The organism is Microbacterium sp. Leaf203, assembly GCF_001421275.1.
GTDB classification, from domain to species: Bacteria; Actinomycetota; Actinomycetes; order Actinomycetales; family Microbacteriaceae; genus Microbacterium; species Microbacterium testaceum_A.
Genome location: NZ_LMKF01000022.1, coordinates 970,649 through 993,086, shown reverse-complemented (window position 1 = coordinate 993,086; position 22,438 = coordinate 970,649). Strand labels below are relative to the sequence as shown.

Sequence of the window (22,438 nt, the reverse complement as noted above, 5' to 3'; positions counted from 1 at the left end):
ACGGTAGACCGGGGGTCCGACATTGACCAGGGGCCGGTCGAACGGCGGATCCTCGGGGTCAGTCGATGAGGCTGCGGATGTCCGCCGCCGTCAGGCGGGTGCCGCCACCGAACGTCTCGCCCTCGCCGCCGTCGAGCACACGCGAGAAGAGCTCGGCCTTCGTCTCGCGCAGGGTCACCACCTTCTGCTCGATGGTGTCGGCGGCCACGAGCCGGTACACGATCACGGGACGGGTCTGCCCGATGCGATGCGCACGATCGATGGCCTGGTCTTCGACCGCGGGGTTCCACCACGGGTCGAGGAGCACCACGTAGTCCGCCTCCACGAGATTGAGGCCCACTCCGCCGGCTTTGAGCGAGATGAAGAACGCCGGGTCGTCGCCCTCGCGGAAGCGGTCGATCTCGACCTGTCGGTGCGGGGTGGCACCGTCGAGGTAGCCGGACGGAAGACCCGCTTCTGTGCATCTGTCTCGAGCCGCGCGCAGGAAGCGCGTGAACTGGCTGAGGACGAGGACACGGTGTCCCTCGGCAGCGGCCTCGGTCACGAGTTCGACGAGGGCGTCGAGTTTGGCGGACGGAGCCTCTCCCTCGTCGACCAACGCCGGATCGAGAGCGAGCTGGCGCAGCATCGTCAGCGAGCGGAAGATCGCGAAGCGATTGCCCTCGGCATCGTCGAGCAGGCCCAGGAGGCGTTGACGCTCGCGATGGAAGCGCCGGTCGTACAGCTTGCGATGCGTCGGGTGCAGGGTCACCTCGACCACGGTCTCCTGCTTCGAGGGGAGCTCGGACGCGACGAGTTCTTTCGTCCGTCGCAACAGGAACGGGCGGATCCGTCGGCGGAGCAGGTCGAGGCGCGCGGAGTCGGAGCGCTTCTCGATGGGCGTGCGGTACATCGCGGTGAAGGACTCGCGAGTGCCCAGAAGCCCCGGCGCCACGAGAGACATGAGGGCCCAGAGTTCGAGCAGGTTGTTCTCCATCGGCGTGCCCGTGATGACGAGCGTGAAAGGCACCGAGAGAGCGCGCGCCGCGCGGTAGCCCCGCGAGGAGGGGTTCTTGATCTGCTGTGCCTCGTCGAGCACGAGTCCCGACCACTCGACCTCGGCGTACTGCTCCTGCTCGAGACGGAACAGCGCATAGCTCGTGACCACCACGTGCGCACCCGCGGCGGCCTCGGAGAGGGGGGTGGAGCGTCGCGCCTGCGTCGAGGCGATGGTCGCCACTCGCAGTCCCGGAGCGAATGCGGCGCACTCGCGAGCCCAGTTGCCCACGACACTCGTCGGCGCCACGATCAGGAACGGGGCCATCTCGGGGTCGGACTCGCGGGCGACCTCCATCATCGCGATCGCCTGCACGGTCTTGCCGAGGCCCATGTCGTCGGCGAGGACGCCCCCGAGCCCCTGCGTGCGGAGGAAGTGCAGCCAGTCCAGGCCCGAGCGTTGGTAATCGCGCAGGGTGGCGCGCAGACCCGCGGGGGACGCGACAGGGGAGAGAGCCGCCTCGTCGGTGAGACCACGCACGCGTAGCCACCACTCCGCCTCTTGCGCCGCGAGGAGGCCGAGCTCGGATAGGTCGTCCCAGAGACCGACGTTGTAGCGGTTGAGCTTTAACGCGCCGTCCGGGCGATCGGCGAGTGTCCGCGCCTCGTCGATGACCGCGCGGAGACGGTCGAAGGCGGGGGTGTCCAGTCGGACGTATGACCCGTCGTCCAGGAAGAGAGCCCGGTCACCCACGACCAGTGCGGTGTAGAGCGCGGAGAAGTCGACCTCGGTCTCGCCCACCGTGACGCGCGCGTGCAGGTCGAACCAGTCGCTGCCGTCGTCGTCACCGGTACGAAGCTCCACGGAAGCCGGCTCGGCCGCCGCGCGAGAGGGCGCGGCGCCGTCGGCGACGTTCACTCGGACGTGAGCCAGAGTCTGCAGCCGCGGCACGCCCTCGGCGACGAAGATCGCCGCGTCCGCGGGAGTCCACGCCCGGGGCGGGGTGGTACCCGAGGGGAAAGGTTGCGGAACGCCGACGCCCAGCTCGGTCGCGATGGCCGCCACGGCGTCCCACACCGCGGACTCGTGCGCCGCGTCGCGCCGGCCGTTGGTGGACGACCGATCCCACCGGACGGTGATGGACGCACGACCGCCTCGGTGGCCGAGGTCGAGCTCGAGGACCGGACGTGGCGGAGGCGGCAGGTCGACCGTGCCCCTCGGGGACACCACGGGGGCCTCGAGCTGCAAGCGCGGAAGGTAGTCGTGCATGAACACCTCGGAACCCCCGTCGACGGCGAGGGCGCCAGGTCGCGCCAGCAGCCCGCGGACGGCCCCCGTCACCGGCGTCGCCAGGCGCGCGATGCTGAACCTCTCGTCGTCGCCGTCGCGATCCGCCACGAAAGCAACGGCGACGGCAGGGTCGCCCACCACCCACGACGGCAGCGACGCGACGTCGTCGTCGACACCCTCGAGGATCCCTCTCACGTGCAGGGCCGAGCCGCGTCGGTCGACGGCGACCGCCGCCGTCATTTCGGGCTCGAGAATCCGCACCGGGTGATGTGCGCCCGAGGCCGCCACGAGTGGCACCCCGGCCGCGATGACGGCTTCGAGCTGCATCCAGAGGGAATGCGGGGGGACGGCGGAGAGCGGCATCCATTCGTCGGAGAGGAACGCGCCGTTCCCGGAGCGGCCAAGGCGGCCCAAGCTGTCGAGGGCGGCGCGCGCCCGCGGGTCGGCGGAGAGGAGCGACAGCCCCGACCATCCGGCGCGCCCCTTGATCCAGGTACCGCGCGTCCCCCGCATGCCGGGGCGGGCGGTGAGCGTCAGCGCGGTGCTGCGTCCGTGGCCTCCCCCGCGCCGGATGGCGAGGAAGAGGCACAGGTCGACGGCCTGCTCGTCGTCGACCCGGGCGCCGACCGTGAGCAGTTCGTCGAGGGTGCGCTGCCACTCGGGGCGCGGCGGCCGGCCGGCCGAGATCATCCGGTCGAAGAGCACCACCGCTGCGGCGCACGAATGCTCGCACTCGGGACCACGGCCGCACGAGCACCAGCCGGACACGCGCGTGAAATCCGTGGGCACGCGCAGTTCGAGGTGTTCGTACCCGGCTGCCCCGAAGGACTGCGCGGAGACGACGAGAACGCCGTCGAACGCCTTCACGTCGCCGACTTCGACCGAGCCGTAGATGAGGAGCCGGTCGGCGCGCGACATCGCCGCCGGGGAGAAGATCTCGCCGGCGATGCTGAGCGCCTCGGGGTCCATGTGCACTCCGCCATTCTTCCGGGCCCCACCGACATCCCGGCGCCGCCGGGGAGGCGAAAAGGGAGAACGCTCCGAGACGCATCCCTGGGGAGGAGGGTCATGTCCCCCGGTCGTTACGCTGGAGGAGTGACCACCCTCCACGATTCCTCGGTGCGCGGTTTCGCCTCCGACAACTACTCCGGCATCCACCCCGATGTCCTCGCCGCGATCTCCGCCGCCAACGAAGGCCACCAGGTCGCCTACGGCGAAGACGTCTACACCTCCCGCCTCCAGGAGCTGTTCGTCTCGTTGCTCGGCGACGGCGTCGAGGCCTACCCGGTCTTCAACGGCACCGGCGCCAACGTGGTCGGCCTACAGTCGATGCTCCCCCGCTGGGGCGCCGTGATCTCGGCATCCACCGCGCACATCAACGTGGACGAGGGCGGCGCTCCCGAGCGCGTCGGCGGCATCAAGCTGCTGACCGTCCCGACCGACGACGGCAAGCTGACCCCCGAGCTCGTCGACCGCGAGGCCTGGGGATGGGGAGACGAGCACCGCGCGCAGCCGCTGGTCGTCTCGATCACGCAGTCGACCGAGCTCGGCACCCTCTACACGGTCGACGAGATCCGCGAGCTCGCCGCCCACGCCCACGGCCACGGCATGCGCCTGCACATGGACGGCGCGCGCATCTCGAACGCCGCCGCGGCACTTGACGTTCCCCTGCGGGCCTTCACGCGCGACGCCGGCGTCGACGTGCTGAGCTTCGGGGGGACGAAGAACGGCGCGATGATCGGCGAGGCCATCGTCGTGCTCGACCCCGAGGCCTCGACCGGGCTCACGTACCTGCGCAAGCTCGACATGCAGCTGTCGAGCAAGATGCGGTTCGTCTCGGCGCAGCTGGTCGCCCTGCTCGAGAACGACCTGTGGCTGAAGAACGCGCGTCACTCCAACGCGATGGCGCAGCGCCTGCGCGAGGGCATCGAGGCGGGTCTCTCCGACGGCTCGATCCAGGGCGTCGAGTTCACCCAGCCGACGCAGGCCAACGGCGTGTTCGCGATCCTGCCGGCCGGCGTCGCCGACCGCCTGCGTCAGAGCTTCCGCTTCTACGACTGGGACGAACTGCGCCGCGAGGTGCGGTGGATGTGCTCGTTCGACACGACCGAGGCCGACATCGACGCCTTCATCGCGGCGATCGCCCGCGAGACGACGGCCTGAGCTCGCGCCCCCACGCGCTCACGTCGCACCCAGGGCCGCGGCATCCGGAAAGGGATGCCGCGGCCCTCGACGTTCACGCGCCGGCGAGCCAGTCCCGGTAGGCGTCGAAGGTCGGCTCACGACCGAGGAACGCCTTCACGAGGTCGCGGGCGTCACGGGTGCCGCCCGGTTCGAGGATCTCGCGCCGATAGCGCGTGGCCGTGTCGACGTCGAACAGGTCGTCGCCGAAGGCCGACAACAGGTCGCGGGCGATCACGAGGCTCCACTGGTACGTGTAGTAGCAGGCGCCGTAGCCGGTCAGGTGTCCGAACCCGGCGTATGAGTGCGAACCGTCGAGCGGCGTGACGGGGCTCGCGGCGCGGTAGTAGCCGTCGACGGCTGCGGCGAGGTCGGCGGGCCGGTCGACGTGCAGGCGGTAGGAGGTCGTGGCGTGGCCGAGCTGACGCGTGACCTCCAGGGCCCGGCCGAAGGCGTCGGCCGTGCGCATGCGTGCGACGAGGTCGGCCGGGATCGGCTCGCCCTCGTCGTTCACGGCGAAGGCGGCGAGCGCTTCGGCATCCCACGCCCACTCCTCGAGCAACTGGCTGGGGGCCTCGACGAAGTCCCACTCCGTCGCTACGCCCGTCCACCGCGCCCACTTCTGGTGGCCGCCGAGGATGTCGTGCACGAGGTGACCGAACTCGTGGAAGAACGTCACCACCTCGTCGTGCTCGAGCAGGCCGCGCGAGAAGTTGCACAGCAGCACCGACTCGGGCAGCGACCGACCGGTGATGCCCGGGGCCAGACCGAAGCACGCGGCGTGGTTGTACTTGCCGTCGCGCGGGTGCAGGTCGAGGTGGATGCGCCCGAGGCGCTCCTCGCCGCGCACGACGTCGTAGGTGCGCACGTCGTCGTGCCAGGAGGGCGCGTCGACGGGGACGTACTCCACATCGAGCAGGCGCGCGGTGGTCGCGAGGACCCCCTCGAGCACGCGGTCGAAGCGGAAGTACGAGCGCACGAGCTGCGAGTCGACGTCGTACTCCTCGCGCTTGAGGGCGCTGAGGACGTACCAGAAGTCGGCGATCGTGACGGCGTCGGCGGTGGGCTCGTCTCGGCGGAGACGCTCGAGCACGCGGTCGTACTCGACGGCGGCGGCGGGAGCCACGGCATCCGCCACCTTCTCGAGGAAGGTCTTCACCGCGGCCGACGAACCGATCATGCGGGTCTCGGTCTCGTAGTCGGCCCAGTCGCCGTATCCGAGCAGCGCCGCGCGCTCGGCACGGACGGCGAGCATCTCGGCGAGCACGGGCTCGTTCACGGGCCACGCGAGGTCGTTGTACGCCCCCATGAGCTCGTGGCGCACCGCGCGGTCTCGCGCGTACTCGCGCACCGGCATGAGGTCGGTGTATTCGGTGGTGAGCGTCACCATCCCGTCGGCATCGGCCGGGTGTTCTGCGAGGAAGTCATCGGGGAGACCGTCGAGCGACGACGCGGGCACGCGGATCTCGCGGCGGCCCTCACGGATGTTGCGCGAGAAGGTCAACGAGAGCTCGGTGTCGCGGTCGGTCAGCTCGCGCACGCGCTCGCGGTCGGCCTCGTCGAGGTCGACGCCGCCGCGACGGAAGTCGCGCTGGATCTGGGCGAGCAGGCGCTGCTCGTCGGAGTCGAGTCCGTCGGCGGTGGCATCGGCGAAGACGCCCCACAGCGCGCGGTCCAGCAGCCGGCGTGACTGCACGGCGTCGACCGCCTGCGCCTGCTTCTCTGCGGCGTCCCGCACCTCGCCATCGGGATGCGATTCGCTCACCAGGTGGGAGGGCGCAGCGGCCTCGCTCAGGGCGATCTCGGCCTCGTTCCACAGCGCGAGACGCTCCTGCAGCGGGAGATCGGCCTCGGCGGTGAGCCGGGCGTCGATCTCGGCCACGCGCGCGAGGCGCTCGGTCGGACGGTCTTCGGCGAATGCTCGCCACCCGTCGAGGTCGCGCGGAAGGGTCAGGGGTTCCAGGGGAGGATGCGGCATGCTTCGACCCTAGGCAGGGCCTCCGACACAGGCAATCATCCGAGCGCCGGAACCCCGTCCTCCCGGGTCAGCGCAGGGCGCCGACCGATGCGAGCGCCTGACGGATGAGGGTGCCGCGGCCGCCCTCCATCTCATCGGACAGGGCGTCGGATGCCGCCTCTTCGGGCGACAGCCACGTGACCTCGAGCGCGTCCTGGCGCGGTTCGCACGTACCCGTGACGGGGACGACGAAGGCGAGCGCCACCGCGTGCTGGCGGTCGTCGTGGAACGCGCTGACCCCGGGGAGGGGGAAGTACTCGGCGACCGTGAACGGCGTGGGCGAGGGCGGAAGCAGCGGGAAGGCCATCGGTCCGAGGTCGTTCTCGAGGTGCCGGAAGAGCGCGTCGCGCACCGTCTCGCCGTAGCGGACGCGGCCCGAGACGAGGGTGCGGGTCATCTCGCCGAGCGGGGTGGCACGCAGCAGGATGCCGACCTGGGTGACGGCGCCCATGCCATCGGTGCGCACCGGCAGGGCCTCGACGTAGAGCATCGGCAGGCGTCGCCGCGCCTCGGCGAGTTCGACCTCGCTCAGCCAGCCCGGGTTGGGGTTGGGACCCCCCTGAGCTCCTGAGAAGGACGCCGAGAGCGGCTCGCGCTCATCGCCGTTGTCGCCGGGTTCGGGATCGGGAGTGCGCACGGGCATGCTCCCTGTATATCAACGCTCCGCTCCGGATGCCGCGTGTCCGACCCCGCGGGGCGATGTCGGAGGCCTTTGCGACAATGGCCGCATGAGCACCACGCCCTCCCTCGATTCATCCGTCGTGCAGTGGTCGGTGCCGCCCGCGGAACGCGGCGACCGACCGGTTCTCGTGCTGCTGCACGGCTACGGTTCCGACGAGAACGACCTGTTCGGTCTCGTGCCATATCTCCCCGACGCCTTCGTCGTCGCGAGCGTGCGCGCTCCGCTGTCCCCGCCGTGGCCCATGCCCGGGGCCTCGTGGTACCCGATCGAGGGCCTCGACGGCCGCGATCCGGCCGCCGTCACCCGCGCGGCCGACGCGGTGCTGGCCTGGATCCGCTCCACCGTGGGCGAGAGTCCCGTGGGACTGCTCGGGTTCTCGCAGGGTGGGGCGGTCGCTGTGCAGACACTCCGTGTGAACCCGGATGCCGTGTCCTTCGCCGTCGTCCTCGCCGGGTACGCCGCGGGTGGCGAGCTGCCCGGCGATGCCGTCCTGGCGGAGCGGCGCCCTCCGGTGTTCTGGGGGCGTGGCGCGGCGGACGACGTGATCCCGCCGCTGCTGATCGACGCGACCTCGCAATGGCTGCCCCGCCACAGCGAGCTCCGAGGCCGGGTGTACCCGGGCCTCACCCACTCCATCTCCCAGGACGAGCTCGACGACGTGCGCACCTTCCTCGACGAACGGCTGGCCGACCGCGCCGGTGCCGCCGCGCACTGACCGCGGGGGTATCGCGCGGGCCGAGCGTCGGCTATCGTGAATGCTCCTGTCCCCGAGAACGAGGTCTCCTCCGGTGAAGAACGTCGACGCTTCCGCGCCCCTGTCCGCGCGCTGACCCGTCGACCCGCCGTCCTCTCGGCATCCCTCCGCTGATGCGGACGGGTCCGGTGTCCGCGCACCCCGCGTCATCGGAGTTCCGTCTTGTCATCTTTTTCTCCTTCCCTCGTTTTCGACCGCGTCCGCCTCGTGTGGCCCGACGGAACCGTCGCCCTCGACGGGATCTCGGGGGCGATCGGGGTTGGCCGTACCGGTCTCGTCGGTCGCAACGGCGCCGGCAAATCCACGCTCCTCCGGGTGGCTTCGGGGCATCTCACCCCCACATCCGGCACGGTCTCGGCGTCCGGTGAGGTCGCGATGCTCCCTCAACGCCTCGCCGCTGACCCGCATCGTTCCGTCGCCGCCCTTCTCGGCGTCGAAACGGCTCTCACCGCACTTCGCGCGATCGAGTCGGGCGATGTCGCACCGCACCACTTCGACGCCGTCGGCGACGACTGGGACGTCGAGGCGCGTGCCCACGCCCTGCTCGCCGAGGCGGGTCTGGCACCTGATGCGCTCGATCGAACGGTCGGAGAGCTCTCGGGTGGCGAGACGATGATGGCCGCCCTCGTCGGGCTCCGCGTCCGCGCGGCCGGGATCACGCTCCTCGACGAACCGACCAACGACCTCGACGGCGACGCGCGGGCGCGTGTGAGCGATCTCGTGCGGGGGTGGTCCGGCACGCTGATCGTCGTCAGCCACGACATCGGCCTGCTGGAGCTGATGGATGCCACCGCCGAGCTGTATGACCACACTCTCAACGTGGTCGGCGGCCCGTACAGCGCGTGGCGCGCCCACCGCGACGCGGAGCAGGAGGCCGCCGTACGCGCCGAGCGCGACGCGGCTCAGTCACTGCGCCGTGAGCGCCGGCAGCGCATCGAGTCGTACGACAAGCTCGCCACGCGAGCGCGCGTCGCGCACAAGGCGCAGGTCGAGAAGCGGGTCCCCAAGATCCTCGCGGGAGCCCGAGCCGACGCGGCCCAGGTGAGCGCGGGCCGGTTGAGCACCGAGGTGAGGGGGAAAGAGGATGCCGCGCGCGCGGCGCTGAGCGAGGCGTCGGCCCGTGTGCGCGATGACGACGTGGTGCGCATCGATCTGCCCGATCCGGGCAATGCTGCGGGCCGGCGCATCATGTCGCTGGGCGACGGTGAGCGCGAGTGGATCGTCACGGGCCGCGAGCGCGTCGCTCTGGTGGGGCGAAACGGCGCGGGGAAGACGACCCTCCTCGAGAACCTCGTCCACACCGTGGCCGCGGAGGGACCGATCCACGCCCGTGCGAGCGTCGCGCACGTGGGCTATCTGCCGCAGCGCCTCGACGGCCTCGACGACACGGCATCCGCCCTCGACACGGTGTGCGCGGCGGCGGCGAGTGTGCCCGTTCCGCTCGTGCGCGATCGACTGGCGCGGTTCCTCGTGCGCGGCGACGCGGTCACCCGACCGCTCGGGTCGCTGTCGGGAGGGGAACGCTTCCGCGTCACCCTCGCCCGCGTGCTGCTGGCGGACCCGCCCCCGCAGCTGCTCGTGCTCGACGAACCGACGAACAACCTCGACCTCGACACCGCCGACCAGCTCGTCGCCGCGGTGCGGGCTTATCGCGGGGCGGTGCTCGTCGTGAGCCATGACGACGCCTTCCTCTCGCGGCTCGGGCTGGACCTGCGGCTCGAGCTCAGGGAGGGGAGGTTGCGGGAGGAGCCGGTCTAAGCGGGCGTGTGGGCGGCGCCCTCCGGCCGGGAAGAGGCGGTTTCCGCGGCGGGCGAACGTCAACCCCGACCCGATGTCGGAGGTCCGGGAGAGGATGTCGGCATGGCCGACGTGTTGGAGAGATTCGGTCCTGCGACGCAGGACTGGTTCCGTGGAGCGTTCTCGGCGCCGACCAACGCTCAGAAGGGCGCGTGGGAATCCGTGTCGTCGGGCCGCAACGCGCTCGTGGTCGCGCCCACCGGTTCGGGAAAAACGCTGTCGGCCTTCCTCTTCGCGATCGACCGGGTGTTCCGCGAGAAGGGCCCCGAGGTTCCGGATGCCGCTCCCGCACGCCGCGGCAAGAAGGCCGCCCCGAAAGCACCGCCGACCACCACCCGCATCCTGTACATCTCGCCGCTGAAGGCCCTCGGCGTCGACGTCGAGCGGAACCTCCGCTCGCCTCTCGTCGGGATCGGGCAGTCCGCGCGCCGTCTCGGGATCGAGGTGCCCTCGGTGACCGTGGGCGTCCGCTCGGGTGACACGAGTTCGAGCGACCGCCGCAAGCTCGTGACCGCGCCTCCCGACATCCTCATCACCACGCCCGAGTCGCTCTACCTCATGCTCACGAGCCAGGCGGCCGAGACGCTTCGCGGCGTGCACACGGTGATCATCGACGAGGTGCACGCGGTCGCGGCCACCAAGCGCGGCGCACACCTGGCCGTGAGCCTCGAGCGGCTCGACGCCCTGCTCGACGCGCCGGCTCAGCGCATCGGACTCTCGGCGACCGTGCGTCCGATCGACGAGGTGGCCCGCTTCCTCGGCGGAGCGCAGCCCGTCGACATCGTCGCCCCCAAGGCGACCAAAGCCTTCGACCTCTCGGTCGTGGTGCCGATCGACGACATGCTCAACCCGCCGCCGCCCCCGGGGTCGCCGGCTCCCGACGAAGCCGGTGACGGCGAGTGGTTCTCCGAGCGCCCCGAGAGCACCGAGATGGCCGGCTCGGTCTGGCCGCACGTCGAAGAGGCCATCGTCGACCGCATTCTCCAGCGCCGCTCGACGATCGTGTTCGCGAACTCGCGGCGTCTGGCCGAACGACTGACCGGTCGACTCAACGAAATCTACGCCGAGCGGCAGGGCATCGACGTGCCCGAGCCAACGGTTCCGGCCGCGACGATGGCGCAGGCGGGCTCGTCAGCGGGCGTCGCCGCGATCCTCGCCAAGGCCCACCACGGCTCGGTGTCGAAAGAACAGCGCGCCCAAGTCGAGGACGAGCTCAAGTCGGGAGCGCTGCGCTGCGTCGTCGCGACCAGCAGCCTCGAGCTCGGCATCGACATGGGCTCGGTCGACCTCGTCATCCAGGTCGAATCGCCGCCCAGCGCGGCATCCGGCCTCCAGCGCGTGGGACGCGCCGGCCACCAGGTCGGCGAGGTCAGCCGGGCGGCCCTCTTCCCCAAGCACCGCAGTGACGTCCTCCACACCGCCGTGGTCACCGAGCGCATGCTCGCCGGGCGCATCGAGGCCATCTCGGTCCCGCAGAACCCGCTCGACATCCTCGCGCAGCAGACGGTCGCCGCCTCGGCCCTCGGCGCGATCGACGTCGAGGAGTGGTTCGAGACGGTCAAGCGCAGCGCGCCGTTCCGCTCGCTCCCCCGGTCGGCGTACGAGGCCACCCTCGACCTCCTGGCCGGTCGCTATCCCTCTGACGAATTCGCCGAGCTGCGCCCCCGCCTGGTCTGGGATCGCGACGCCGGTACCCTCACCGGCCGGCCCGGAGCGCAGCGCGTCGCGGTCACCAGCGGCGGAACGATCCCCGACCGGGGCCTCTTCGGCGTGTTCGTCGCGGGCGAGTCGCAGAACGCCCGCGTCGGAGAGCTCGACGAAGAGATGGTCTACGAGTCGCGCGTCAACGACGTCTTCACCCTCGGCACCACGAGCTGGCGCATCGTCGAGATCACCCACGACCGCGTCAACGTGCTGCCCGCCTTCGGCCAGCCCGGCAAGCTCCCGTTCTGGCACGGGGACGGCATCGGTCGCCCGGCCGAACTCGGAGAGGCTCTCGGCAAGTTCTCGCGCGACATCGCCGGCGCCGACCGGGGTAAGGCCGAGGAGCGCCTGCGCGAATCGGGCCTCGACGACAACGCCATCACCAACCTGCTGGCGTACTTGGCCGAGCAGCGCGAGGCCACCGGCAGCCTCCCCACCGACAAGACGCTGACCGTCGAGCGCAGCCGCGACGAGGTCGGGGACTGGCGCATCATCCTGCATTCCCCGTACGGCATGCAGGTCCATTCCCCCTGGGCCCTCGCGGTGAACGCCCGCATCCGAGAGCGCCTCGGCGTCGAGGGCGCGGCCGTGGCGAGCGACGACGGCATCATCGCCCGAGTTCCGGATGCCGCGGCCGAGCCGCCCGGGGCCGACCTATTCGTCTTCGAGGCCGACGAACTCGAGCAGATCGTCACCGACGAGGTGGGCGGATCCGCGCTGTTCGCCTCGCGCTTCCGGGAGTGCGCGGCCCGCGCGCTGCTCCTGCCGCGCTTGAACCCGAACCGCCGGTCGCCGCTGTGGCAGCAGCGGCAACGCTCCGCTCAGCTGCTCGAGGTGGCCAAGCGGCATCCGGCATTCCCGATCATCCTCGAGACCCTCCGCGAAGTCCTGCAGGACGTCTACGATCTGCCCGCCCTTCTGCGCGTGACCCGACAGATCGGCGAGCGCAAGATCCGCCTCGTCGAGATCACCACCTCGCAGCCGTCGCCCTACGCCCGAGATCTGCTCTTCGGCTACGTCGGCGCCTTCATGTACGAGGGCGACTCCCCGCTCGCCGAGCGTCGTGCCGCGGCCCTGTCGGTCGACCCGGCACTGCTGAGCGAGCTGCTCGGCAAGGTCGAGATGCGCGAGCTGCTCGACCCCGACGTCATCGCGCAGTTCGAGCGCGAGGCCCAGCGCCTCGATCCCGACCGTCGGGCCCGCGGCGTCGAAGGCGTGGCCGATCTGCTGCGCATCCTCGGTCCGCTCGACGCCACCGAGGTGGCCGCGAGGCTCGACACCGAGGGAGACGCGCTCGCCGAGGCCGAGCAGCACCTCGCCAGCCTGGTCGATGACCGGCGCGCCATCCGCGTGACGATCGCGGGCGTCTCCCGCACGGCTGGGATCGAAGACGCCGGGCGACTCCGCGACGCTCTCGGCGCGGCGCTGCCGGTCGGCATCCCGAACGCGTTCCTCGAACCGTTCCCGGATCCGCTCGGCGACCTCGTCGCGCGTTTCGCTCGCACGCACGCGCCGTTCACGACCGATGCCGTCGCCGAACGCCTCGGCGTCGGCGTGGCGGTCGCGCGGCTGACACTGCAGCGCCTCGAGTCGCAGGGGCGTCTGTCCAGCGGTTTCTTCCTGCCCGAAGCCTCGGGCGGAAACCGGGGCGACGAGACCGAGTGGTGCGACGTCGAGGTCCTCCGGCGACTGCGCATGCGCTCCCTCGCGGCCATCCGCGGCAGTGTCGAGCCCGTTCCTCCGGCCGCGTACGCGCGCTTCCTCCCCATCTGGCAGCACCTCGGGCGCCCCCTCGAGGGCATCGACGGGGTGCTGGCGGTGATCGAGCAGCTCGCGGGTGTCCCGATCCCGGCCAGCGCCTGGGAATCGCTCATCCTGCCCTCACGCGTCACCGACTACTCCCCCGCCCTGCTCGACGAGCTCACCGCCACCGGCGAAGTGGTCTGGTCGGGGCACGGCACCCTTCCCGGTCGCGACGGGTGGATCGCCTTGCACCCGGCAGAGGCAGCGCCCTTCACCCTGCAGGATCCCGAGGACGCCGACGACCCCGCACCCGACTCGCTCGAGGCGCGCATCCTCACCGCGCTCGAGGGCGGGGGCGCCTACTTCGCCACCCAGCTCACGCAACTGGCCGGAGCTCAGAACGAGCAGTCCGTCAACGACGCCCTGTGGGCCCTCACCTGGGCCGGACGTGTGACGAACGACACCTTCGCCCCGGTCCGCACCCTGCTGAGCGGCGGCGGTCAGTCGCACCGCGTGGCACGGCGCGCCCCCCGCGCGCGCATGTACCGGGGCGCCACCATGCCGCGCGCGACCTCCGCGCCGCGACCTCCGTCCCTCGGCGGTCGATGGTCGCTGCTGCCCGAACGCGAAGCCGACCCGGCGGCCCGAGCCACGGCGACCGCGAGCCTCCTCCTCGATCGCTACGGGGTGGTGACGCGCGGGGCCGTGCAGTCCGAGGGGGTTCCCGGCGGCTTCGCGCAGGTGTACCGCATCCTCGCCGGCTTCGAAGAGGCGGGCCACTGCCGACGCGGATACGTGATCGAGAAGCTCGGCGCGGCGCAGTTCGCCGCCTCCGCCACCGTCGATCGCCTGCGCGAGTTCGCAGCGGTCGCGGACCCGCCACCACTGCGGACGGTGACGCTCGCCGCCACCGACCCCGCCAACCCGTACGGAGCCGCCCTCGGATGGCCCGCGATCGAAGGGGTCACCCACCGACCGGGCCGCAAGGCCGGAGGTCTCGTCGTGCTCGTCGACGGCGAGCTGACCCTCTACCTCGAGCGTGGGGGGCGCAGCGCCCTCGCCTTCACCGACGCGGAGCCCGCGCTGCAGGCGGCAGCACGTCACCTCGCCGAGACAGCGAAGAAGAGACGGCTCGAGACGCTCACCGTCGAGCAGGTGAACGGCGAGTTCGTCTACGGCACCGCGGTCGGCCGGGCGCTGCGGGAGGCGGGATTCGTCGAGTCCCCGAAGGGGCTGACCCTGCGGAAGCTCACCGCGGGCGACACCCTGCGCGAGGCGGCTCGTGCCTGAGGGCGACACCGTGTACCGCGCCGCGGCGAAGCTCTCCGCGGCGCTCGCGGGCAAGGTGGTCACGCGGTTCGACATCCGCGTGCCCGGAAGCGCCACCGCGGATCTCCGCGGCGAGACGGTGCACGAGGTGGCGGCGCGGGGCAAGCATCTCCTACACCGCATCGGCGGGTACACGCTGCACTCGCATCTCAAGATGGAGGGCCGGTGGGACGTCTATCGGCCGGGAGAGCGCTGGCGACGCCCCGCTTTCAAGGCTCGGGCGATCGTCGGTGTGTCGGGCGCGGACGCCGTCGGCTTCGACCTGGCCATGGTCGAGGTTCTGCGCACGGCCGACGAGCACACCGTGATCGGGCACCTCGGTCCCGATCTGCTCGCCGACGACTGGGACGAAGCCGAGGCCGTGCGACGCGTGTCCGCCGACGAGAGGGCCGCCCACGTTGCTCTCCTCGACCAACGGAACGTGGCGGGGTTCGGCAACGTCTATGCGAACGAGCTGCTGTTCGTCCGCGGTATCGCGCCGACCACCCCGGCCACCGAGATCGATGCCCAGGCGACCATCGCCCTCGGCGAGCGCATGATCCGCGCCAATCTTCCCCGTCCCGAGCGCACCTTCACCGGCGACAACCGTCCCGGGCGGCGCTTCTGGGTGTACGGGCGCGAGGGGGCACCGTGCCGCCGCTGCGGCACTCCCATTCGGGCCACCTCACTCGGCGCCACCGCGACGAGCGAACGGAACGTGTACTGGTGCCCGACCTGCCAGCCAGGCTGACCGGGCGAGGGCGGGCGTGAGCAACTGATTCGACGGCGCATGTCAACCCGCCCGGCTCGCTTCGTCGAGCATGCGAAAACAGGGGGACAACTCCGCGCCGCACCCCGACGCTTCCCTTTCCTCGACATCGAGGAAACCGATCACGGTACCGGCGACGAAGAAGCATTCGAGGGAATGAACGCCATTCCCGACCCGTTGTGATACACGTCGGCTCAACCCGATGGCCGACCGGAGGGGATCGTGGGAAAGAACTACATCGACATCGAAAACGACCACGGCGAGACGCTGCGTTACCGCAAGCACGTCAATGGTCGCGGACTCGTCGCGCACGGCGCGAAGGTCCACCCGTCGGCGCTGGTCGAGAATGGCGCTTACGTCGAACCCGGCGTGCAGATCGCCGCGGGTGTTCGTGTCGGCCGCGGTGCCTGGATCGAGTCAGACGCCGTGATCGGCCCGGAGGCCCACATCGAGCCGCACGCGCACATCTGCGCCGGAGCGGTGATCGGCGCGGGCGCCCACATCGGCGTCCGCACACAGGTCGGCCACAACGCTCGGATCGCGGTGGGCTCGCTCATCGGTGACGACGAGATCATCAACGACGGTGAAGCGGTCGCCACCGACCGGCGGGGCCTGCGCCTGGCCGCCTGACCATTGCCCGAAGGGCGCAACGACCCGCACGACTCCTCGGAGCGTGCGGGTTTTCGTTTGCGCCGGCGGTTCGTCCGCCTCAGGCGAAGATCGCCAGGATCAGGCCGATGAGCGGCAGCGTCCCCTGGATGCTCGCGGGGCGGAGGTACTTCTTGCCCGAGGTGACGAGAACGAGCGCTGCGGCGAGCATCGACCCGAGCGAGAAGATGAGCAGCGTGCGTCCGGCGACGTCGCCGATGCCGTTGACCACCCAGAACACGATGCCGATCGCCGCGCCGACCGCGAGGAAGAGGTTGTAGAAACCCTGGTTGTACGCCATGGGCTTGGTCACGTCGGCGGCCTGCTGGTCGGCGATGCCGAAGACCTTCCACGTCTTCGGCTGCGTCCACCGGACGCTCTCGAGCACGAAGATGTAGACATGGAGCAGGGCTGCGAGTCCCGCGAAGACGAGCGCCAGGATGCCGATCACGCGTCCAACGTTAGTCCCGCGGCTAGCCTGGAGCCATGGCGAAAGGCAGCGGGTCCCGCGGACGAGGTGGCGCGCCTCGACGCGCCGCCGGCGCGAAGTCTTCGGCGGCGGGACGGTCGCGCTCACCGAAACGGAAGCAGAAGGCCGAACGCCCCGCTCCGCCGCCCCGCGAGGAGCCACGTGAATTCGTGCTGGGCGCGATCCCCGGCGCGACGCCCGGCAAGTGGATCGGGCTGTGGCGCGAGCGGATGCCGCACGTCTCCCTCGAGCTCAGAGAGATCGCCGTCTCCGCCCAGCTCGAGGCGCTCACCGAGGTCGATGCGGCGCTCGTCCGCCTCCCCGTCGAGGAGTCCGACGATCTCCACGTCATCCCCCTGTACGAAGAGGAGCCCGTCGTCGTCATGTCGACCGACTCCGATCTGACCGCCGCCGACGAGCTCGACATCGCCGACCTGCGTGGCGAGGTCGTCATCGCGGCAGCGGACGACGTCTTGCACCTGTCCGTTCCGGATGCCATCGCTCCGGCGTTCGCGCCTCCGAGCCACACCGCCGAGGCGATCGCGACCGTCGCCACGGGGGTGGGGGTGGTGGTCGTGCCGATGTCGCTCGCTCGTGCGCACCAGCGACGTGACGTCGAATACCGCGTGCTGCGCGATGGCCCGCGCTCCACCGTCGCCCTTGCGTGGCTTCGCGACCGCACGACCCCGGATGTGGAGACGTTCGTGGGCGTCGTGCGCGGTCGCACGGCGCGATCGTCCCGCTGACCCTGCGTCCGTGAGGGCCGCGCACCCACGTTTCGCCGCGTGTCACCCCCCGATCCGACGCGAGAGCGCGCGCGTAGAATTCCGGGATGACCGGTTCTCTTCTCTACGTCTGCGTCCGCCCGCAGCGTGAGGCGGCCGTGGCCGAGTGGGCGTCGTTCCGCGACGGTCTCGGCGTGCGCGATGAGGACCTCGTGCACCACGATCTCGTCCGCGCTCCGCTCCCTGAAGACCAGGACCGATACGCGGCGGTGGTGGTCGGGGGCAGCCCTTTCAACGTCACCGACCCCGACAAGACCGACGACCAGCGTCGTCTCGAGCGCGATCTGGAACGCCTCGCCGCGGTGGCGATCGAGGGCCGCACGAACGCACTGTTCACCTGCTTCGGCATCGGCGTCGTGACGCGCCTCCTCGGCGGTCGTGTGAGTCTCCTGCACCCCGAAGGAACGGGTCCCACCGACATCGCGCTCACCGCGGCCGGCCGAGACGACGAGCTGTTCGGCATCCTGGAACCTCGCTTCGAGGCGCTGACCGCGCACAAAGAGGGCACGGCGACCGTGCCGCCGAGCGCCGTCCTGCTCGCCGAGAACGACGCCTGCCCCGTGCAGGCGTATCGTGCGGGGGCCGGGCTGTGGGCCACGCAGTTCCATCCCGAGCCGACCACCGACGCCTTCGTGGAGCGAATGGTCGTCTATCGCGAAGCGGGCTACTTCGATGCCGACGCGTTCGATGAGGTGTCCGCTCACGTGCGTACCGCCTCGGTCGAGCAGCCGACGCGCTTGCTGCGCTCGTTCGCCGCGCGTTCCGTCGCGGCCTGATGCGGCCGAGCCCCCGGTGGGGGCTCGACCGAGGGGGATCGCGGGGCGGCGGCGCCGTCCGGGCTGATGTCAACCCCGAGAGCCACATTTACCTAGCTTTTCTAGTGTTCTAGATATGAACGCAACAGCTCAGTGGCGGGGCTCGGACCTCGCTCGTCAGATCGTCGTCCTCTCCGCGGTGTCGTTCATGCTGATCGCGGCCGTCATCGGCGCGGGCGCCTTCGGCAACACCGCCGTGCAGGACCAGCAGGGCGGCGCGCTCAACACCGACGGTTCGTACCTCGCGCCCGCCGGCCCCGCGTTCTCGATCTGGTCGATCATCTACCTCGGCCTGATCGTCTACTCGATCTGGCAGGCACTTCCGGGCCAACGCACGAACCCGCGGCAGCGCGCCCTCGGCTGGCTGATCGCCCTGACGATGACGCTGAACGGACTGTGGCTCGTGGCGGCGCGCTTCGGCACGCTCGTCCTCACCGTCGTCGTGATCGTGCTCTTGCTCGCCGCTCTCGGCTGGACCTTCCGGATCGCCGTCGCCACGCGCGAGCCGCGCGGCGGTGTCGTCGACTCCGTGCTCATCGACGGCGTCACGGGCCTGCACCTCGGCTGGGTCACCCTGGCGACCGTCGCCAACACCGCCTCGTGGCTGACGACCATCGTGCCGGCCGAGTGGGAGAGCGCAGCGGATGCCATCGGCATCGCGGTCCTGATCGTGGTGGCCCTCATCGGCCTGGCGATCGCGTGGCGCAGCTCGTGGCGCGTGACACCCGCGATCGCCCTCGCGTGGGGTTTGAGCTGGCTCGCCGTGGAGCGCTTCACCGGGGAACCGCAGAGCGGCCCGATCGGTGCGACCGCGATCGTCGTGGCCGCGGTCGTGCTGCTGCCGCCGGCGATCGTCAGCGTGCTGCGTCTGATCCGGCCGAGCGTCGACTGAGCCGGATCCGCCCGGCGGTCTCGCCGTCGACGGTTCTGCGCGCGGTCGCAGCCCTCAGAAGCCTCGACCGAGGTCGATCTGACGCTGGATTTCCTCACGGGCTCGGCCGAGCTCACTGTCGGGACGATGGCGTGACGCGCCTCGCGCTCCCCCCGATCGGTTGACCGCGGCGAGGATCACCACGGTCACGGCGATCACCACGAGACCACTTGTCGATAGAGCTGCGACGAGTCCGGCATCCATGTTCCGCTCCTTCGGGAGATGACGGCCCACGCTTCCACCCCCCGCCGGGGAGGTCAACCCCGCTGGGCGTACGCCTCCGACGCCTCGTGCGCAAGCGGATCGGATGCGAGGGGCGCGGGGAGTGTAATCGGGCGGTGGACTCGTTGCCGTTCTTCCTGCTCGTCGTGATCTTCGTCGCCGCGGCGGCGGTGGTGTGGGTCGCCGGGATCCAGCTGTTGAAGGCGACCGACGTGCTGGATGCCCGGTTGCACCTGGGCAGCGCGCTCGGAGGCCTGATCGTTCTCGCCGTGGCGACCAACCTGCCCGAGATCGCGATCACGGTGTCAGCGGCCGTGTCGGGCAACCTCGAGGTCGCGGTGGGCAACATCCTGGGCGGGATCGCCCTGCAGACGGTCGTGCTCGTGATCCTCGACGCCTTCGGCAAGCGCGGCCGCGGCGTGAAGCCGCTGACCTACCGCGCGGCATCCCTCACCCTCGTCTTGGAGGGTCTCGTCGTCGTCGCGATCCTCGCCGTCGTCATCGCGGGGAGCCAGCTTCCGAGCGGGCTCGAAGTGCTGCGGCTCACCCCCGACGTCGTGCTGATCGCCGCACTGTGGATCGTGGGGTTGGTCCTCGTTCAGCGGGCCGGGAAGCACCTGCCCTGGCACGAGGACGGGCGAGCACCGGATGCCGCACCGAAGCCGCAGAAGAAGGATCCGGCGAAGGCGATGAGCACGAAGAAGGCGGCCCTCGTCTTCTCGATTTCCGCCCTCGCCACCCTCGTCGCGGGCGTGGTGCTCGAGCGCGCGGGAGATGCGGCGTCGTCGCAGATCGGGCTGTCGGGGGTGCTCTTCGGGGCGACCGTGCTCGCTCTCGCGACCTCTCTTCCCGAGATCTCCACGGGCCTGCAGGCTATCCGTCAGGGCGACGACAACCTCGCGATCAGCGACATCTTCGGCGGCAATGCCTTCTTGCCGGTACTCTTCCTGCTCGCGACCGTCATCTCGGGCGCGGCGGTGCTCCCTCAGGCCAACGGAGCCGACATCTACCTGACGGCTCTCGCCGCTCTGCTGACCCTCGTGTACGTGGTCGGCCTGATCTTCCGCCCGCAGCGACGCCTGCTCGGGATGGGCGTCGACTCGTTCGTCGTCCTCGTGCTCTATGCCGTGGGCATCGGCGGCTTGTTCGCCATCTCCGCCTGACGGGGCTCAGCCGGCCGTCAGCTCGACCACCACCGCCTGCTGGGGGTTCTGCACGGGCGGGCGGATCCCGGATGCCGCGAGCTGGCGCCCGGTGAGCACGGTGTCGTGGTGGGCCCACGGCAGGGGCGACTGAGCGGGCTCCTGCACCAGACCGCCCGGCGTCACGAGCCGCACCCGGTACGCGCGGTCGGGGTCGAGACCCGGCAGGCGCACGCGCCCCGCGGGCGAGGCGATGAGGGTCTGCGTCTGCGCGATCGTGAAGAAGGCGTGATCGCGATCGGCCGCGATCACGCCGCGCACGTCCAGGCCGGGGTCGACGACGTCGACGTTCACGAGACGCCCCGTCGCCACCAGCGGTCGCACGCGCCGCGCGAGAGCCACCCACTCCCCCACGACGGCGCGGTCGCGCTCGTCGAGCGTGGTGAGGTCCCACTCGATGCCGAAGTGCCCGAACAGCGCGACGGCTCCGCTGAACGCGAGCGAGACCGTGCGGCTCGTCGAGTGCACGTGCGGGGTGGTCAGGTGCATGCCCATCATCTCGGGCGGCACCACCAGCGCCGTGTAGCGCTGCGTCTCGAGCCGCTCGACCGGGTCGAGGCAGTCACTCGTCCAGATGCGGTCGGTGCGGTCCAGGATGCCGAGGTCGACGCGCGCCCCACCTGAGGCGCAACTCTCGATCTCGAGACCCGGGAAGGTCGCCTTGAGCTCGTCGATGAGCCGGTACACGGCGAGCGTGTGGGCGTGCACGGCCGAGCCGCCGCCGGGGCCGGTCGCGGCATCCACGAGATCCCGATTGTGGTCCCACTTCACGTACGCGATCGGGTAGGCCCGCAGCACCTCGGTCATTCGCTCGAGGATGTACGCGTAGGCGCCGGGGTGGGCGAGGTTCAGCACCTGCTGCTGGCGTGCCGACGGCGGGAGCTCGTCGCGTCCGCGCAGGATCCACTCGGGGTGCGCGCGGGCGACGTCACTGTCGGGGTTGAGCATCTCGGGCTCGAACCACAGCCCGAACTCCATGCCCAGGCCCGTGACGTGGTCGGCGAGCGGGCTCAGCCCTTCGGGCCACACGCCCTCGTCGACGAACCAGTCGCCGAGGCCCGCGGTGTCGTCGCGACGGCCGCGGAACCACCCGTCGTCGAGCACGAACCGCTCCACGCCGATCTCGGCGGCAACGTCGGCGAGCTGCCGCAGTTTCGGCAGGCGGTGGTCGAAGTACACCGCCTCCCACGTGTTGAGCGTGATCGGGCGCGGGCGCTCGGGGTGCTGCGGCCGGGCGCGCCAGGTGTCGTGGAAGCGCGCGGCGAGCTGGTCGAGACCGTCGCCCCACGACCCGTAGACGAGCGGCGACGAGACCTCAGCGCCCGGTGCGAGCACGATCTCGCCCCACGCGGCCATCTCGCCGCCCGCGAGCAGCGCCTCACCCAGCGGCAGCCGCTCGGCGAACACGCGCTGGTTGCCGCTCCACGCGACGTGGATGCCGTGCACCAGACCCGCCTCGAACCCGAAGCCCGGACGCCCGGCGGCCAGCAGCAGGGTCGCGTCGGCACCGGGGCGACCGCGACGGCTCTCGCGCAAGTGCGTGCCGAAGGTGAAGGCGTGGCGCTGCGACGAGCGCTCGCGCAGGTGGCGGCCGGTGGCGTCGAGGATCTCGGTGGCCTCCCAGGGCAGCGGGAAGCTCGGCTGCAGCGTCGAGACGACGAGGTCGTCGGCCCCGTCGTTGACCACGGTGAGCTGCTGCGAAAACAGGCCCGCGGCATCGACTCGCAGCTCCGCGCGCAGACGCAGAGCGCGCTGCTCGTCGACGAGGTGCAGCGTCAGGGCATCGACGGCGGAGTGGATGGATGCCAGCGAGAACACCGTTCCCTGCACGACGCCGCCGCGCCCTCCCTCGTATCCGGGAGCGCCGGGCCAGCCGGCCGCGGCCGTCGGCACGATCGTGAGGCGGGGCGTCTGGTCGATGCCCCCCGAGACGCGTTGCGGACGCGCCGCAACGGCCATCGACGAAAGCGTCTCGACATCGAGGGCGCCGAGGTCGGGCCCCCAGTGGATGATGGCGGGCGCGGGCTGCGCGGTGAGGTCGACGACGACGCTGGTGCCTCCGGCGCGGAGGTGCGCCGCCGAAGCGGTCTCGAGTGCGACGACGGTGTGCGACATGGCATTATTTCTACCACGGAACAAATGCCC

Annotated in this window: 16 protein-coding genes; 10 read left to right on the top strand and 6 right to left on the bottom strand. The window is 71.0% G+C overall.

What is annotated here, in order from left to right; genetic code table 11:
- Positions 1-58: 58 nt before the first annotated feature.
- Complete coding sequence (locus ASE56_RS05770; RefSeq protein WP_056226166.1) at positions 59-3,235, bottom strand: DEAD/DEAH box helicase; 3,177 nt, start codon at positions 3,233-3,235, stop codon at positions 59-61.
- A gap of 126 nt (positions 3,236-3,361) precedes the next feature.
- On the opposite strand from ASE56_RS05770, the gene ASE56_RS05765 reads away from it, so the two are divergent.
- Positions 3,362-4,429 (top strand): low specificity L-threonine aldolase, encoded by a 1,068-nt coding sequence (locus tag ASE56_RS05765; protein WP_056226163.1) that lies wholly within the window; start codon positions 3,362-3,364, stop codon positions 4,427-4,429.
- 73 nt (positions 4,430-4,502) lie between these two features.
- Here the strand turns inward: ASE56_RS05765 and ASE56_RS05760 are convergent, their stop codons facing one another.
- Complete coding sequence (locus tag ASE56_RS05760; protein ID WP_056226160.1) at positions 4,503-6,425, bottom strand: M3 family metallopeptidase; 1,923 nt, start codon at positions 6,423-6,425, stop codon at positions 4,503-4,505.
- A 67-nt stretch (positions 6,426-6,492) separates the two neighbouring features.
- The gene (locus ASE56_RS05755; RefSeq protein ID WP_056226157.1) at positions 6,493-7,107 is read right to left on the bottom strand and encodes an NUDIX hydrolase family protein; all 615 of its coding nucleotides are present in this window, start codon (positions 7,105-7,107) and stop codon (positions 6,493-6,495) included.
- Between the two features lie 85 nt (positions 7,108-7,192).
- Here ASE56_RS05755 and ASE56_RS05750 point away from each other — a divergent pair, with 85 nt between their 5' ends.
- The 5 genes from ASE56_RS05750 to ASE56_RS05730 all read left to right on the top strand — a co-directional run bounded on the left by ASE56_RS05750 (position 7,193) and on the right by ASE56_RS05730 (position 15,851).
- Entirely contained in the window at positions 7,193-7,861 is a 669-nt protein-coding gene (locus ASE56_RS05750; RefSeq protein WP_056226155.1) for an alpha/beta hydrolase, read from the top strand.
- Between the two features lie 201 nt (positions 7,862-8,062).
- Positions 8,063-9,658 (top strand): ABC-F family ATP-binding cassette domain-containing protein, encoded by a 1,596-nt coding sequence (locus ASE56_RS05745; protein ID WP_056226151.1) that lies wholly within the window; start codon positions 8,063-8,065, stop codon positions 9,656-9,658.
- A gap of 102 nt (positions 9,659-9,760) precedes the next feature.
- Positions 9,761-14,434, top strand: coding sequence for an ATP-dependent helicase (locus ASE56_RS05740; RefSeq protein ID WP_056226148.1), 4,674 nt, complete (start codon positions 9,761-9,763; stop codon positions 14,432-14,434).
- Positions 14,427-15,203, top strand: coding sequence for a DNA-formamidopyrimidine glycosylase family protein (locus ASE56_RS05735; protein ID WP_056226145.1), 777 nt, complete (start codon positions 14,427-14,429; stop codon positions 15,201-15,203). The genes ASE56_RS05740 and ASE56_RS05735 overlap by 8 nt, the downstream gene beginning before the upstream one ends.
- Positions 15,204-15,443: 240 nt before the next feature.
- Positions 15,444-15,851 carry a transferase gene (locus tag ASE56_RS05730; protein ID WP_056226142.1) on the top strand — a complete coding sequence of 136 codons (408 nt, stop codon included), beginning with the start codon at positions 15,444-15,446 and terminating at the stop codon, positions 15,849-15,851.
- A gap of 79 nt (positions 15,852-15,930) precedes the next feature.
- On the opposite strand, the gene ASE56_RS05725 is transcribed toward ASE56_RS05730, so the two are convergent.
- Positions 15,931-16,317 (bottom strand): DUF1304 domain-containing protein, encoded by a 387-nt coding sequence (locus tag ASE56_RS05725; RefSeq protein WP_056228255.1) that lies wholly within the window; start codon positions 16,315-16,317, stop codon positions 15,931-15,933.
- Between the two features lie 191 nt (positions 16,318-16,508).
- Here ASE56_RS05725 and ASE56_RS05720 point away from each other — a divergent pair, with 191 nt between their 5' ends.
- The 3 genes from ASE56_RS05720 (at position 16,509) to ASE56_RS05710 (ending at position 18,830) form a co-directional block, all read left to right on the top strand.
- A complete protein-coding gene (locus ASE56_RS05720; protein ID WP_235556935.1) occupies positions 16,509-17,084 on the top strand; it encodes a LysR substrate-binding domain-containing protein in 576 nt (191 codons plus the stop codon).
- 86 nt (positions 17,085-17,170) lie between these two features.
- On the top strand, positions 17,171-17,899 hold the full coding sequence (locus ASE56_RS05715; RefSeq protein WP_056226136.1) for a GMP synthase: 729 nt from the start codon (positions 17,171-17,173) through the stop codon (positions 17,897-17,899).
- A gap of 115 nt (positions 17,900-18,014) precedes the next feature.
- Positions 18,015-18,830, top strand: a complete 816-nt coding sequence (locus ASE56_RS05710) for a tryptophan-rich sensory protein (protein ID WP_056226134.1) — start codon at positions 18,015-18,017, stop codon at positions 18,828-18,830.
- Positions 18,831-18,884: 54 nt separating this feature from the next.
- Here the strand turns inward: ASE56_RS05710 and ASE56_RS16870 are convergent, their stop codons facing one another.
- Positions 18,885-19,073 (bottom strand): hypothetical protein, encoded by a 189-nt coding sequence (locus tag ASE56_RS16870; protein WP_156371621.1) that lies wholly within the window; start codon positions 19,071-19,073, stop codon positions 18,885-18,887.
- Positions 19,074-19,207: 134 nt separating this feature from the next.
- Here ASE56_RS16870 and ASE56_RS05705 point away from each other — a divergent pair, with 134 nt between their 5' ends.
- Positions 19,208-20,254 (top strand): sodium:calcium antiporter, encoded by a 1,047-nt coding sequence (locus ASE56_RS05705; RefSeq protein WP_056226130.1) that lies wholly within the window; start codon positions 19,208-19,210, stop codon positions 20,252-20,254.
- Between the two features lie 6 nt (positions 20,255-20,260).
- Here the strand turns inward: ASE56_RS05705 and ASE56_RS05700 are convergent, their stop codons facing one another.
- A complete protein-coding gene (locus tag ASE56_RS05700) occupies positions 20,261-22,408 on the bottom strand; it encodes an alpha-galactosidase (RefSeq protein ID WP_056226127.1) in 2,148 nt (715 codons plus the stop codon).
- Positions 22,409-22,438: the final 30 nt, after the last annotated feature.